The 14,248-nt window shown below is 40.5% G+C and carries 16 protein-coding genes; 14 read left to right on the top strand and 2 right to left on the bottom strand.

Annotated features, from left to right (window positions below; genetic code table 11):
- Positions 1-6: 6 nt before the first annotated feature.
- From brxL to LPY66_RS21025, 9 genes are all read left to right on the top strand, one after another.
- On the top strand, positions 7-2,082 hold the full coding sequence (gene brxL, locus LPY66_RS16885; RefSeq protein WP_337985416.1) for a protease Lon-related BREX system protein BrxL: 2,076 nt from the start codon (positions 7-9) through the stop codon (positions 2,080-2,082).
- Between the two features lie 53 nt (positions 2,083-2,135).
- A complete protein-coding gene (locus LPY66_RS16880; protein WP_337985415.1) occupies positions 2,136-3,329 on the top strand; it encodes an ImmA/IrrE family metallo-endopeptidase in 1,194 nt (397 codons plus the stop codon).
- Positions 3,323-3,820, top strand: a complete 498-nt coding sequence (locus LPY66_RS16875; RefSeq protein ID WP_337985414.1) for a DUF4411 family protein — start codon at positions 3,323-3,325, stop codon at positions 3,818-3,820. Before LPY66_RS16880 ends, LPY66_RS16875 begins: the two co-directional genes overlap by 7 nt.
- A gap of 24 nt (positions 3,821-3,844) precedes the next feature.
- The gene (locus LPY66_RS16870) at positions 3,845-4,852 is read left to right on the top strand and encodes a hypothetical protein (protein ID WP_337985413.1); all 1,008 of its coding nucleotides are present in this window, start codon (positions 3,845-3,847) and stop codon (positions 4,850-4,852) included.
- 32 nt (positions 4,853-4,884) lie between these two features.
- Positions 4,885-5,895: a hypothetical protein gene (locus LPY66_RS16865; RefSeq protein WP_337985412.1), complete on the top strand. Its 1,011-nt coding sequence runs from the start codon at positions 4,885-4,887 to the stop codon at positions 5,893-5,895.
- Positions 5,896-6,161: 266 nt separating this feature from the next.
- The gene (locus tag LPY66_RS16860; RefSeq protein ID WP_337985411.1) at positions 6,162-7,019 is read left to right on the top strand and encodes a hypothetical protein; all 858 of its coding nucleotides are present in this window, start codon (positions 6,162-6,164) and stop codon (positions 7,017-7,019) included.
- Positions 7,020-7,200: 181 nt separating this feature from the next.
- Positions 7,201-7,344: a DEAD/DEAH box helicase family protein gene (locus LPY66_RS16855; RefSeq protein WP_337985410.1), complete on the top strand. Its 144-nt coding sequence runs from the start codon at positions 7,201-7,203 to the stop codon at positions 7,342-7,344.
- Complete coding sequence (locus tag LPY66_RS16850) at positions 7,325-8,941, top strand: type I restriction-modification enzyme R subunit C-terminal domain-containing protein (RefSeq protein ID WP_337985409.1); 1,617 nt, start codon at positions 7,325-7,327, stop codon at positions 8,939-8,941. Before LPY66_RS16855 ends, LPY66_RS16850 begins: the two co-directional genes overlap by 20 nt.
- Before the next feature lie 89 nt (positions 8,942-9,030).
- The gene (locus LPY66_RS21025) at positions 9,031-9,144 is read left to right on the top strand and encodes a putative holin-like toxin (protein WP_443112441.1); all 114 of its coding nucleotides are present in this window, start codon (positions 9,031-9,033) and stop codon (positions 9,142-9,144) included.
- A 221-nt stretch (positions 9,145-9,365) separates the two neighbouring features.
- On the opposite strand, the gene LPY66_RS16845 is transcribed toward LPY66_RS21025, so the two are convergent.
- A complete protein-coding gene (locus LPY66_RS16845; protein ID WP_337985408.1) occupies positions 9,366-9,578 on the bottom strand; it encodes a helix-turn-helix domain-containing protein in 213 nt (70 codons plus the stop codon).
- Positions 9,579-9,692: 114 nt separating this feature from the next.
- Between LPY66_RS16845 and LPY66_RS16840 the strand changes: the two genes are divergently transcribed.
- The 4 genes from LPY66_RS16840 to LPY66_RS16825 all read left to right on the top strand — a co-directional run bounded on the left by LPY66_RS16840 (position 9,693) and on the right by LPY66_RS16825 (position 12,596).
- A complete protein-coding gene (locus LPY66_RS16840) occupies positions 9,693-9,866 on the top strand; it encodes a hypothetical protein (protein WP_337985407.1) in 174 nt (57 codons plus the stop codon).
- 17 nt (positions 9,867-9,883) lie between these two features.
- On the top strand, positions 9,884-10,441 hold the full coding sequence (locus tag LPY66_RS16835) for an HD domain-containing protein (protein WP_337985406.1): 558 nt from the start codon (positions 9,884-9,886) through the stop codon (positions 10,439-10,441).
- Positions 10,442-11,237: 796 nt separating this feature from the next.
- A complete protein-coding gene (locus tag LPY66_RS16830) occupies positions 11,238-11,762 on the top strand; it encodes a hypothetical protein (RefSeq protein ID WP_337985405.1) in 525 nt (174 codons plus the stop codon).
- Positions 11,763-12,164: 402 nt separating this feature from the next.
- Positions 12,165-12,596, top strand: coding sequence for a BRO family protein (locus LPY66_RS16825; RefSeq protein ID WP_337985404.1), 432 nt, complete (start codon positions 12,165-12,167; stop codon positions 12,594-12,596).
- On the opposite strand, the gene LPY66_RS16820 is transcribed toward LPY66_RS16825, so the two are convergent.
- On the bottom strand, positions 12,585-13,097 hold the full coding sequence (locus LPY66_RS16820; RefSeq protein WP_337985403.1) for a cysteine hydrolase family protein: 513 nt from the start codon (positions 13,095-13,097) through the stop codon (positions 12,585-12,587). The two genes, LPY66_RS16825 and LPY66_RS16820, sit on opposite strands and share 12 nt — an antisense overlap.
- Before the next feature lie 111 nt (positions 13,098-13,208).
- Between LPY66_RS16820 and LPY66_RS16815 the strand changes: the two genes are divergently transcribed.
- A complete protein-coding gene (locus LPY66_RS16815; RefSeq protein ID WP_337985402.1) occupies positions 13,209-14,141 on the top strand; it encodes a helix-turn-helix transcriptional regulator in 933 nt (310 codons plus the stop codon).
- Positions 14,142-14,248 lie beyond the last annotated feature (107 nt).

Here is a 14,248-nt window from a genome sequence, read left to right as displayed (position 1 = left end):
TCTGCTATGGATTTAGAATCAAATGGGTATAAACCGGAAGTAGATGACGCAAATGAAGTAATCAATCGAAAATTGCGAGAGCATTTCGACGGCAAAATTGTCCGTAAAGACCTGACCAAGGCTATCAAAGAGGGTGCGAATGTACCTGTCTATGTCTTGGAGTTTTTGCTTGGGCAGTACTGCTCTTCCGACGACCCTCAAATTATCGAAACTGGCGTTGCGAACGTCAAACGAATTCTTTCGGAAAACTTCGTGCGCCCTGACGAAGCACAAAAAGTGCTGTCGTCGCTCCGTGAACGCGGCAGTTACACGGTCATCGACCGCATAACGGTTAACCTGAATATCAGGCTAGACCGTTATGAAGCTGATTTTTCAAACCTTGGCGTTAGGAACATTCCCATATCTTCAGAATATGTATCGAAGTACGATCGCCTGCTCTGTGGGGGCATTTGGTGTATTATCGGGCTTGAATACGAGTACATAGAGGAAGACAAAAAGTCCACACCAATTCGCATCGTGAAGCTGACGCCGATTCAAATGCCGCACATCGATATGGATGAAATTAAGAACGGTCGTCGCGCTTTTACTAAGGATGATTGGATTACCGTTTTGCTCCGCTCCACGGGTATGGAAGCTGACCGCTTCACCAATCGTGAGAATTGGCTGCAACTCGCCCGTATGCTCCCGCTGATTGAAAACAACTTCAACCTGTGCGAACTTGGACCCCGCAGCACAGGCAAGTCGCACCTTTATAAGGAGATATCGCCGAACTCCATCCTTGTGTCTGGTGGGCAGACTACAGTTGCTAACCTTTTCTACAATATGGCGAGCAAGCAAGTCGGGCTTGTCGGTCTTTGGGATTGTGTGGCTTTCGACGAAGTGGCGGGCATTACTTTTAAGGATAAAGACGGCGTTCAGATTATGAAGGACTATATGGCTTCCGGATCTTTCGCCAGAGGTAAAGAGGAAAAGGCGGCTTCCGCTTCAATGGCATTTGTGGGCAACATCAACCAGAGCGTGGACGTGCTTTTGAAAACCTCGCATCTGTTTGACCCATTCCCCGAAGCTATGGCATATGATACGGCGTTTCTTGACCGTATGCACTGCTATATCCCTGGCTGGGAGATTCCAAAATATCGCCCCGAATCGTTCACCAACGACTACGGTTTTATTACGGACTACCTTGCTGAATTTATGCGGCAGATGCGTAAAGAGCCGTTCGGAGATGTCTGCGACAAATACTTCCATTTTGGAAGCAACCTGAATCAGCGTGATGTTATTGCCGTCCGAAAGATGGTATCCGGCTTCACTAAGCTGCTCTATCCCAACGGCGAGTTTACCAAAGATGAGATTAAGGAAATATTGATCTTTGCCCTCGAAATGCGCCGCCGTGTTAAGGAACAGCTAAAGAAAATCGGCGGGATGGAGTTCTATGATGTGAACTTCTCTTACATCGACAATGAAACCTTTGAAGAACATTATGTGTCAGTGCCTGAGCATGGTGGCGGCAAGATAATACCTGAAGGACTGACGGACCCAGGCAATGTCTATACCATCTCGCAGGGCAAGACTGGAATGATAGGCGTGTATCGTCTCGAAACGCAGATGCTTCCCGGCAACGGCAAATTTGAGCGCACAGGGCTTGGATCAGATCGTGACGCAAAAGAAGCCACAAACACCGCATTCAACTATCTGAAGGCGAGCGGTAACCAAATAAGTGGGCAGATCAGCACAACTACAAAAGACTACATCATCAACTACCAAGACCTGAATGGAATTGGAATGACGAAATACCTGACATTAGCGTCTGTTATTGCGCTTGCTTCCTGCGCCTTAAACAAACCGACGCTATCAAGCCTTGCTGTTCTGGGCGAAATCAGTATCAGCGGTACAATCCTCAAAGTAGAAGAGCTGGCGAGCGTTCTGCAAGTCTGCCTTGATGCCGGTGCGAAGAAGGTACTTATACCTATAACCTCAGCCGCCGAACTCGGAACGGTTCCCTCAGACCTCATTGGCGCGTTTAGCCTGATCTTTTATTCAACCCCGCATGAAGCTGTATTTAAGGCTTTGGGTGTGGAATAGAAAATACGCATATATAATGAATCAAAGAATATTTTCGGAAGGGAGGTCTTTTCATGGCGGCAAGAATAGACGCTAACATCAACAAAGAAACCATCAACTTCATCTGTGCACAGATAGGCGTCACAACCGCTTTTCTTGCAAAGAAAACAGGGCTTGCTGAGGATAAAGTGGGCTTATGGCTCGACGCTTCAAATGACGCATACCCCACCTTAAATCAGGCAAAGACTCTCGCTAAAGCTCTGAAAGTACCGTTTGCTGGTCTATATATGCAAAAAGATAACCTTCCGATTAAACAATTGCCATCATTACGCAACTTGAGGACTTTGCAATATGCATCAGTTGATGAAAGTTCATTAAATCTGGCGATTGCCGAGCTAATCCGTTGTCACGAATTCCTGATATCGGCTGAATCCGAATTGGATATTACTGCCCGACTGTTGGCTTTACCCACTATTCCTGACACGGCAAGCGTAGCAGAATATGCGGGACTAATCAGGACATATTTCAAATTGGAATTGAATGACCAGTTTAAGCTACAGTCTGCCCGCCAGTTTTATCTGTATATTCGTCAGCAGGTTGAAAACAAGGGAATATTTGTTCATTGCTTTACAGGCGTCGATGTTGAAGTTGCTCGTGGCATCTCCATTTTCAATGAGACCGCACCAATTGTAGGAATCAACGACAATGACAGATACCCAGCCAAGACATTTTCCATTATTCACGAGCTTGTTCATATCTTAAAAAAGCAATCCACTCTGTGCAATGAGATGTTTACTTCTTTCTCCTCACAGAATGAAGAAGTATTCTGTAATGCTGTAGCTGGAGAAGTGCTTGTTCCAACGGCTTCACTCAGAGTCGTTCTAACCGCGCAGAAGATCACTAGTTTCAGCTTGGATACGATTGAAGCTATCGCTAAGAAGTATAGCGTTAGTAAAGAAGTTATCATTCGCAGACTGTATGACACGGATCGGATTTCAAAAGATGAATACGAAACCTATGCAAACGAAATTCGTCAGAATTTCGAGAAAGAAAGACAGGCACAGAAAGTTGCTCGGAAGGAAGGCAGGGCTCCTAAAATTGCAAAGGTGCCGTCCCGCGAAGCGGTTGACAAAACAAGCCCAGCAATTTGCAAAGTTCTCCTCATTGGGTACGGCGACGGCTACTTTAGTAAACAAGAGGTGTCTGGGCTTCTCGGTATCAAGGAGAAGCACATACCAAAATTCTTGACGGAGGTGGCTAAATGGTGACACCCGCCTATGGAGAGCAATATACTCTGATACCGCCTCCGTATCGCTACGTAATCGACACTTGTTCGATTTTATCTCAAAAGGCGGACGAGCCTCACCGCCGTACCGTGTACAGTACTTTGTGGCAGAACATTGACGAGATGGTAAAATCGAAGGAGATAGTCATCTGCTCGGAGATTGAAGATGAGGTAGAAGATGATGCTTTGAAACAGTGGCTGCAACGGAATAGTTGCACTGTTTTGCCCGTGGATGCTATGGTACAGCAGAATGTAGCAAAAATCGTGAACGAACATCCAGAGTTACTTAGTTTTTCAAACATGAAATCATCAGGTGATGCATTCCTTATTGCCACCGCAATGAAGTATCAGATTGCTGTGATTACGGAAGAAAATAAAAGCTCGCCGAAGAAAATACCTAAGATATGCGAAGCATACAGCATTCCTTGTTACAATGTGACTGAGTTAGCTGATATAGAAGGTTGGACATTCTGAACCAGAAAGAGAGGAACCACCGTAATGAAGATTGAAATGGGAGAATCGTTGTTTTACTCATGGCTTCGCCACGTTAAAGAGTGTCAGGTGGTACAGACGAATTGGAAACCATCTCCCACTTGGCAGCTTAATGGCGAAGAAGAATTAAAGCGGTTCATGAGTATTACAGATGAACACTTTCAGAATAAATACGGATATGGAATTTATAAGAACAATTCGCTTTCTCAGCTTCTAATGCAAGCAGAGGTTGACGCACTTGGTATTTCAATGTCAGATGATGAAACTGAAATATATGCCATCGATGTTGCTTTTCATGAAAGTGGGCTCAATTATGGAGACCGTCAGGAAACAGTCACGCGAGTTATAAAGAAATTTATAAGAACTGCCCTGTGTCTAATCGGTTATTTCGACATCACAAAAGGCGAGATTATTTTTGCGTCCCCTAAAATACATAACGCCGTAACCAACGATTTAGAGCCCTGCATTGAAGACTTGAACACGTTGCTTTTCGAACACAATTATCATTTCACAGTACGAATTATTGCAAATGATGATTTTAATGAAATGGTGCTCGAGCCTATACTTATTGCAAGTGACGGGATTTCGGATACATCTGAATTGTTTATGCGCGGGTACCAACTAGTAAAGATGTTTGGTGACGATCGGCGGCAATGGAAATTACGTGTGCCAAAAGTAGCGGTTTCGCAGGCTGTTTCCGATGTCACATTATCAGAATTGAAGATAGGTAAAATCGCGCAAACCTTTTTGCGAGAAGCTTTGGAGGACGGTAAAGTTGATGAAGAGGAGATCAATCTGATGCGGACAAAAGAATACTCGAAGAGTGTTTTCGGCATAGATTTTCCGCTTCTTGTCTTGGCAAGTGAGGAATATGACTCCATACGTTATTATGCGAAACCGCTTGTTATAAAGGGCGAACAGTATCGCCTTTGTTCGCAATGGTATGAAGTGTCTGCAAACAATGACAGACCGTTTTTATTGTCATGGCTTGAAAAACATGGTGCAATCGTATAGTAAATCAAAACTCTAAGCTGGGAGGTGAATATATGTCGGAAGATGTAAATGTGACAATTGATGGGATTATCCTTTATTGCGATGAAAGCATTTCTGCGTTGCAACTTGGGAATGGGTATATAGCTAAAAAAATATATCTTGAAGACATACCATTTAAGAATAAAATTACTGATGGGAATGGTAATCTTACTACAGGATACATGGGTTCTCGCCTTAGTGATGATAAAGGCGTATATTTTATGTCTATTCACAAAGACGAAATATACAGAGTGCAACCGCCACAATTGAAACCTGGAATTGCCTTAACAGACCGAGATTTGATGTGCCCAGAGCAACTGGAAGCATATAAAGAAGGTCAAGTTGATTTTTTAAATCGAACTGTCTCTTTATTGCGCTTATTCAAAAAAGGAAACATTGGATTTAAGGAAATCTTTTTTGAGCATCATTTTACAATCATGGGATTTATCAATAATACACAGAAACACACCAGTGATAATGTGACAAGAAATATAGTTGATAACACTTTTTTTACTTTAACACCTGAAGATGCAGCTAATTGTAATCAATTCATTCGGGACTATTCCGGACAAGAGTATGATTTGCTTAAAAATTGTATTGATGAATTTACATGGGGATTAGAACAGATTGATATTCCAACCGGATTTGAACAATATACTACTGCGCTGGAAATGGTACTACTTGCTACCAACCAACAAGGGAAAAAAGAAGTTCTTTCTAAAAGAGTTTCTGTTCTTTTGGAAAGCGATCCGACAAGAATACGCACACTTTATGATAAAATGAAAAATTTTTATAGATTTCGCTCGGAATCTTTACATGAAGGTGATGGAAGAAATATTACCGCCGTCGAACTGAAAGATATGGAAGATGTTGTTCGGAAGGTGTTGCTCAAGTATCTTGATTTCTGTAAAATTGCCATTGCTACTAATGCATCAATAACATGGGAAGAGATTAAAGAGAACAAAATTGATGAGTTAAAAACAGCTGTTGAAACAGCAAAAAATACTGGAACTTTACCAGCATAATATGACATGGATTTTGACTTATTTCCGAGAACGGAAAATCAGCCAAACACATACCCGACATCAATCTGATGCTATCGTTCCATCGACACGATGGAAAAACATCAATATCGACGTCTTGACCTATAAACGTGGACATATTCCATTGAACGAGGAAAATCAAAAAAACTGTATCGGCGTATTTACCTCTACGAAAAAATGCAAAAATACATACAAGACATCAATATTAACGGTTTGAGCCATATTGAGTTAGAAAAAGGAGGTCGACTATGGGGCAGCGTAGACAAAGTGGAGATTTATATATTCCTATTTGTAAAGAAGGAACCCATCTTGCATCAGTCAAGAATAAAGAAGAAGCGTTTCGAGGTACACTTTTGGATAACGAGACAAATCAGATTGTTGGCCAAGCTGAGTGGGTTAAAGTCGACGAAAGCGAATATCGATATGACGAGCCGTATAACTACCAAGAATCACGGCGGGAGAAAGAACTATCTCCTGAAGCGCAGGAACTTGCAAAATTGTTAAGTGGAATTATCGCTGATATAACCAAACAGGTGATAGATGAAGTTGTCGCCCCTCGTGTAAAATTATGGTGGCAAAAAAAGGCAGTACCTGCAATGAAAGAGATGTGGGTTGATGACAAGAACAAAAGAAAGATTCAGAATACCAGAAAAGAAAGTCCTGTGCAAAATACAAAAATCGCTACTACTAGCAAAACTACTTCGGGAATAGTTTCACAAGAGCTTGATGAGGCGCATAAAAAATATGTATACAATATGACTAGCGAGGAAGCACAACGTGAACTTATGGATATTTTTATTTTGTCGGTTATGCTCGCTGCAAAAATTAGAAAGCTTTCTCGTGCTAGTATAATCAAAGATTGCGATGCTCCCAGAGAATATATAGAGGGCCAAGAAATAATACAAAAACTCTCTTCGCCTAAATTTATAGCCAGCATTAATAAAATACTGGAAAACAATTCGCTATTGTTGGAAGAAAAATCAGCTACTTTGTCAGAAATTTTAGGGTTTAGCATTGTTTCAAATGGGCAGTACGTACCTATTGAAAGCACCCAGATCAGAGAAAAAAATGAAGGTTTTATAAATCAAATCGTTAGTAGGAGTTAGAATTCGAAAATACCAATGTCCATAAACCGATAAGATCATACCCGTATAACTTCGATAAAGGACGTTCGGCGAAAGATGTGTTTACGGATATCAGGAAAGAATTTAATCCATAAGACTGTGTAACCTCCTAAGCAACAAAGAAGATAAGAATTCCCGCATCGTCTTTTCCACTTATCCGACGATGCTAAATTCCATCGATTCAGCAAAGACCAAGGAGGGGCAGCGGTTATTTACCCCGGCTCATTTTGATTTGATTATCATTGATGAAGCCCATCGCAGTATCTTTAAAAAGTACCGGGCGATCTTTGAATATTTTGATCAATGATTTTATCTTCAACCAGTCTACAGTCGATACCGTCCTTGAAGATCTGATGATCAAAGGGTTAAAGGTCGCAGGTGGGGATCGTTTAGGGAAAACCATAATTTTTGCTCAGAACAAAATGCACGCACAATATATCATCGAGCGATTTAATAAACTCTATCCCCAATATCACGGGAGCTTTGCGAAGCGAATTGTTTGTGATGACAGCTATGCGCAAACCCTCATCATTGATTTTAAAATCGCGGCAAGAGATCCACACATTGCCGTATCGGTGGACATGCTGGATACCGGTATCGATGTGCCGGAAATCCTCAACCTCGTATTTTTTAAGCGCGTCCGCTCGAAAATAAAGTTCTGGCAGATGATTGGCCGGGGAACGAGGCTTTGTCCCAATCTCTTCGGTGAAGATCAGCATAAGACGCATTTTTTGATTTTTGATTACTTGGGAAACTTTGAATTTTTCCGAACCAACAAAGATGGCTTAACCGGAAGCGAGACCCAAAGTCTTTCAGAAGCGATCTTTGCGAAAAGAATTCGCTTGATCCATCTTCTCCAACAATCTGCCTTTATCGATGCACCTTACCAGGAAATCCGAAGCAGCCTGATTCAGACAGTGTTAAGTCAAATTAACGCGCTGAATCCAGAATTGGTGTCTGTAAAATTACAGCGCCAATACGTTGAGAAATATAAACAGCAAGAGGCTTTTACCTGTCTATCTGATCGTGATAAGCATGATCTTACCAAATATTTGGCCCCAATTGTTTATCTGGATGATACAGACGAATATGCAAAACGCTTTGACAACTTGATGTATGGGCTCATGATTGCTCAGATCGAAGGTCTGGGACAGTTTCAAAAGGGTAAAAAAGAGCTCATTAATATTGGTATCAATCTAAGTAAGCGAATGACGATCGCCCAGATCAAAGAGAAAGTCGAACTCATCACTACCATTGGCACCGACGAATTCTGGAAAACATCCGATAGTGTAACATTTGAAAAGGTGAGGGTGGAGCTTCGCGGTTTAATCAAGTTTCTGGTGGATGAGGGCCCCAATAAGAACCCAATTTATACGAATCTCAAAGATGATATCCTGATGGTGAAAGAAGGAGATCCCTTAGACCCGGCCTATGATTTTACAGACTATAAGGTTAAGGTAAACCGCTATATTGAGCAGCACAAAGACCATATTGCTATTCATAAATTGAGGAATAATATACAACTGACATCCAAAGACTACCAAAGCTTAGAACATATCTTGACCGGTGAACTGGGCACGCTTGAGGATTATAAGAGGGAATACCAGGATACGCCGTTTGGCTTGCTGGTCCGAAAAATTGCCAAAATGGAGTATGATGCTGCAGTTGCTGCCTTTTCCGAATTCATTAATGACCAGTCTTTAAGCCAGTCCCAGATTGTCTTTGTTAAAAAGATCGTGAACCACATTGTCCAAAACGGTTATATCGAAAGCGTATCGGAACTGATGAAACCGCCTTTTGACAAACCGCAGAGCTTTATAAAACTTTTTGATTCGGCGAAGCAAAAGCTGATTGTCGAAGCGGTTACTTCGATTAAGGATAATGCAATTAAGGTGATTGGTTAAATTCAACATTATTGGATATATTGGGATAAATTTGTCCAAATTATGTAAATATATGGTATAATATTTATACAACAGATGGCTAAGGGCGGTTGGCATTTCCTCCGAAGGGAGGTGATGCTTTGGAAGTATATCAGGCTTTAACACTGATGATCTCATTTGGGACATTAGTTGTCTTGGTACTTTCGTTTCACAAAAAGAAATAAACCGCCCCTGAGCAAGGATTAGCGGTTTATTCCGTTAACTGCTTAGCCAACCGTCTTAAAGCGGCTGTTGTGAGGAATCATGTTTGCAGCATGGTTCCTATTTGATATTAGTATATCATATTAGGTTTACTTTTTATACATTAATTTACACTTAGTAAAAACAATCAATGTGATGCGTCAATGTGTCAATATGATGTGATGGCAGGAGGGGCAAAATATCGTCAGCGGTAAGGCTTCCTCTTATCGGTAAGCCCGAGCAGATAATCTACACTCGTTTCATAAAATTCAGCAAGCTTAATCAGCGAAACACTGGGAATGTCCAAAGTCCCGCTTTCATACCGCGAATAGGTGGTTTGGCTGACATTAAGCAAATCAGCAAGTGCCTGCTGATTGAGGTCGCGATCTTCTCTTAGGTCTCTTAGTCGTTGGTACATGCTAATCACCTTAATGTTATTGTAGTTTATGCAGTAAGCGCATATTGAATTGTATGCGTTTTTCGCATAAAATAGTATTTGGTGAAAAATATTGGATTATTAAGGTGATACAAATTGGCGGATTACAAAAAGATGTATACGGAACTGTTCAATAAGGTAACTGTTATCATTGAGCAGCTGCAGGAGATTCAGCAGCAAACAGAACAAATGTACATAGAAAGCCTCGAATCAAAAATTTTTCTTTTGAAGCGGGAAAATGATATGATAAATTCAGACTATAAAGAGTAAATTTATTGGAGGCACAATTGCAAAATCACATCATTACCTACACCAAAGTTATATTTTACCCGCTCAATCCCATCAAAGAGGACATAAAAATCGAAGATATTGCCCACGCCCAGTCCTTGATGACCAGAGCTAACGGTCATTGCAGCCATTTTTATTCAGTGGCTCAGCATTCCTTGAACTGCTATAAAGAGGCAAAAGCTCGGGAATGTTCGGAACGGGTCCAACTCGCGTGCCTCTTGCATGATGCCAGTGAGACTTATATTTCCGATATAACGCGCCCGGTCAAACAACATTTGCCTGATTATATTGCCATTGAATCCAGATTGCAGGCGATGATTTATGACCGGTTTGGTTTAGGGGATTTGACCGAAACGGAGTTAGCACAGATTGATGACATTGACGATACCTTGCTCTATTATGAATTTGAAGTGCTCATGGATTATCCGATTTTTGAACACATTCCGCAAAAGGCTGCGGAACATCAATTTACTTATGAAGATCACGCCAACGTTGAAAAAGAGTATATCTCTGTCTTTCAAAGATTGACAGGGATGAAAAATAAAAAAAGTAGATGATGTCATTGATGCACTTTGTCTCGCAGTTACCGGGATGATCGGGTGTGAGAATGAGCTGGTGACAATACCGGAAAATCCGATGAAGGACACAGCTGGATTATTGATGCAAATGGTGTATCCAGTCATAGAATAAAAAACAGAGGAGTGAATGGAAATAAACCGCTCCTGACCATAGGTAAGCGGTTTACTTTTAACCCTAATCTTTATGCCAACCGTCTTTAAAGCGGCTGTTGTGAGGAATCATGTTAGCAGCATGGTTCCTCTTTGATAATAGTATATCATATTCGGTTCTTTTTTTATACATTAATTTGAAGTAGGTAAATCAAGATACGGAGAATCCTCAATTGACTTTGTAAATGCAACCCATACTTTACCCTAGTATTACCCAGGTTTTAGGTAATCCAAATCAAGGTACTGGTGGTTTTCCCTTTAATTTGTAAGGGATCAGCCCTTTGCTTTCTTGCGTCTCAGGTCGCACTGGAAGTAATTTTGACTGTCTATTAAGCAGGAAATTTAGTAGTAGAGGCAGAAAACAGTCTCTAGAAGCTATAATCGAATTATTAAGGACAAATAAATGCTTGATATTTTGAAAATAAAATTAAATAATATCGAAAAAAGACGTGCAGATGTTTCGAAGGGTTTAATACATCAATCTTCAAACATCAAAAGCGGGGACATTAACACCGTATCCACCAAAGACCTTGAATTGCTGTTTCATCTCTATGACCAGATCTTCTTTGAAAATTGGTTCCAGAACAACTTTCCCGGAAAGCTCAGATTTTCACTATCCCGACGTATGACTAAAAGTGCAGGTTTAACACTATGTCCAAAGAATATCGTGAAAATTCAACCAGAGGAACTAGTCATTGAAATTCGGATCAGTGTCAATTTATTGTTTAACTACGGAATGTTGGAAGGGAACAAGATGGTTGGCGGAATTCTAACCAGCAACAATCTGGAAGCACTGCAGCTGATTTTTGAGCATGAGCTCTGCCATGTCATAGAATTCATCCATTATCACAAGTCCAACTGCACCCAGGAGAGATTTAAATCTTTGGCAAGGAATATATTCGGGCATATTGAGAGTACCCATAAACTCCCGACATCGAATCAAATCGCCACGCAAAAGCTTGGACTGAATATTGGCGATAACGTCTCCTTTAATTTTGAGGGAAAAAGACTCACCGGTATTCTCTATAGAATTAATAAAAGGGCGACCGTTATGGTTAAAGATAAGAACGGATATTTGACAGATAAAAATGGCAACCGGTATGTCAAGTATTATGTGCCGTTGCCGCTCTTAAATGGCTTAAAGGAATGATTTCGTACAGCAAAAAAGTTGCAATCAATTAGTTTTGTAGAAATTGTTTCAGGCATAACTTAGACAATAGGTTATGCCTTTTGAAATAGGAAAATTTTGTGTCGAGAAATTAGAGGAATATGGAAATTAAGGAAGAAATAGTTAAAAATATGTAATTCTCTAGCTGGCGTTATTATTGATCGCTTTGGGAATAGTGGACAGCTTCAACACGCCAAGGATAAAGAACTTGAGAACAGTTCTTGCCCCCGGTGGTCAAGGGAGAATTCAACGGGACAAGAATATTTGCCAGAAAACTTCCGATGATATTTCACTTATTTTTCTCTTGCTATGTTGAATTATATGGTATAAAATACCATTAGAACGTATGTTCGCTAGCGATTGTCTCAGAGGGGGAGAGTTCATATGACTGAGATAGAAAGTTATTCTGAAAAAACTTTTGAGGCCATCAAACATTTTACTACAGAAGGTATTGAGTTTTGGTATGCCAGAGAGTTAAAGGTTGTATTGGAATATCAACAATGGCGCAGGTTTAATGAAGTCATCGATAAAGCAAAAATTGCCTGCCAAAACAGCGGTAATATTTTGTCTGACCATTTTGCCAACGTTGGCAAAATGGTTGATATCGGTTCAGGTGCTGAACGAGAGATAGAAGATATAATGCTTTCCCGGTATGCGTGTTATTTAATTGTTCAAAATGGAGACTCTCGAAAAAAAGTGATTGCAATTGGACAAACTTATTTTGCCGTAAAGACACGTCAGCAAGAATTAATTTCACATGTGGAGGTGATTGACGCCGGGATCCAGACTGCTTTTTATGTTTGCTCATCCAAGTGAATCGATGTGATTCGATAACAAGTCATTTAAACGAATGATTTTACTGCCTTTACTTTCAAAATAGCGCAGCATTTCGTCAATTTTCCTTTTATCATAACTGGTAATGCAATCGGATAGGACATTAACACCATAATTTGCTTTGCACAAGTTGTAACAGGTTGATTTAACACATAGAGCAGCATCTGCTCCTGTTATGTAGAAATCACCTATTTCATTTTTACTAATAAAGTCTGTAAACTCTTCACTGCTTAAGGCGTTTCCTTTGTATTTTGTAAATACATTTTTTGATACTATTTTCAAGTCTGAAGCTAATTCAGACCCCTGTGTATTGGGTTTAAAAGTCCTCGTGCCGGCTGATAAATTTTCATGCCGTATATAAATAACATGAATATGATTATGGACGGCCCAATCAATCGCTTTATTGATATTGTCAATAATATCCTTATAATTCTTGGTTATATCATTTTGAATATCAATGATTACTAAGGCTTTTTTTTGCATCGTGTCTCCTCCTAATTGATTTGTTTGCTATTTTATTGTACCGTGTAATTGTTGACAACAGTATGGCAACAATACATACTGATAAAAAGAAATTTTGAAGGCGGCTATCCGATGAAAGTTGACAGGCTTGTAAGCATTATTTTGATACTCCTTGATCAAGAGCGTATCGGCGCACAGGAGTTAGCAGATATGTTTGAAGTTTCACCCCGCACAATTTACCGCGACATCGACACGATTAACATGGCGGGTATTCCTGTTCGCGCCACATCGGGAGTGGGCGGCGGCTTTGAAATCATGCAGCAATACAAGATTGATAGAAAGGTTTTTTCGACAGCCGACCTTTCCGCTATCTTAATGGGACTTTCCAGTCTTGCCAATATGATACGAGGGGATGAACTGGTAAACGCCCTGGCGAAAGTCAAGAGTTTTATCCCCGCCGATAGAGCGAAAGACATTGAATTAAAAGCAAATCAAATAGTTATCGATTTAAGTCCGTGGATGGGAAACCGAAACATACAATCCTATTTAGAAATTGTAAAAACAGCTTTACAGGAAAGTAAGCTGCTGACCTTTGACTATGCAGACCGCTACGGAAATAAAACCGCACGAACAGCCGAGCCGTATCAGCTTGTATTGAAAAGCAATCATTGGTACTTACAAGGATATTGCCATAAAAGAAATGATTTTCGCTTATTCAAACTATCCCGCACCTCAAACCTACAACTACAAGAGGAATTTTTTACGCCACGCGATTATCAAAAACCGCAGTTGGATTTTACGGATATGTTGGCAACGATGCAAACAAAAATCAAAATTCGCATTCATCAATCTGTCATGGACAGGGTGCTTGATTATTGCCCTTATGAAGACTTTTCGCCAGACGGTGATGCGCATTACATTGTTGGTTTTCCTTTCATAGAGAACGATTACTACTACAATATTCTTTTCAGTTTTGGGGATAAATGCGAGTGTTTAGAGCCGTTACATATCCGCACAGAAATGAAGCGTAGAATACAGGATATCGCTGCCTTATACGAAAACTAGAACAAGGAGTCTATTGTCATATTGTCACAATACTTTATGGTCGCTATACGTATTATTTAATTTCCCCTCACAGCTTATCATAATTTATGCTAATGCAATATTAACAT

This window comes from Dehalobacter sp. DCM (assembly GCF_024972775.1).
GTDB lineage: Bacteria > Bacillota > Desulfitobacteriia > Desulfitobacteriales > Syntrophobotulaceae > Dehalobacter.
Note: the sequence above shows the minus strand (reverse complement) of the source record. Positions and strands in the feature narration are given on the sequence as shown.

Bases quoted from the DNA above. Each gene is read 5' to 3' on its own strand.
- brxL (WP_337985416.1), top strand. From the start codon at position 7: ATGGATTTAGAATCAAATGGGTATAAACCGGAAGTAGATGACGCAAAT.
- LPY66_RS16880 (WP_337985415.1), top strand. From the start codon at position 2,136: ATGGCGGCAAGAATAGACGCTAACATCAACAAAGAAACCATCAACTTC.
- LPY66_RS16875 (WP_337985414.1), top strand. From the start codon at position 3,323: ATGGTGACACCCGCCTATGGAGAGCAATATACTCTGATACCGCCTCCG.
- LPY66_RS16870 (WP_337985413.1), top strand. From the start codon at position 3,845: ATGAAGATTGAAATGGGAGAATCGTTGTTTTACTCATGGCTTCGCCAC.
- LPY66_RS16865 (WP_337985412.1), top strand. From the start codon at position 4,885: ATGTCGGAAGATGTAAATGTGACAATTGATGGGATTATCCTTTATTGC.
- LPY66_RS16860 (WP_337985411.1), top strand. From the start codon at position 6,162: ATGGGGCAGCGTAGACAAAGTGGAGATTTATATATTCCTATTTGTAAA.
- LPY66_RS16855 (WP_337985410.1), top strand. From the start codon at position 7,201: ATGCTAAATTCCATCGATTCAGCAAAGACCAAGGAGGGGCAGCGGTTA.
- LPY66_RS16845 (WP_337985408.1), bottom strand. From the start codon at position 9,578: ATGTACCAACGACTAAGAGACCTAAGAGAAGATCGCGACCTCAATCAG.
- LPY66_RS16830 (WP_337985405.1), top strand. From the start codon at position 11,238: ATGACTAAAAGTGCAGGTTTAACACTATGTCCAAAGAATATCGTGAAA.
- LPY66_RS16825 (WP_337985404.1), top strand. From the start codon at position 12,165: ATGACTGAGATAGAAAGTTATTCTGAAAAAACTTTTGAGGCCATCAAA.
- LPY66_RS16820 (WP_337985403.1), bottom strand. From the start codon at position 13,097: ATGCAAAAAAAAGCCTTAGTAATCATTGATATTCAAAATGATATAACC.
- LPY66_RS16815 (WP_337985402.1), top strand. From the start codon at position 13,209: ATGAAAGTTGACAGGCTTGTAAGCATTATTTTGATACTCCTTGATCAA.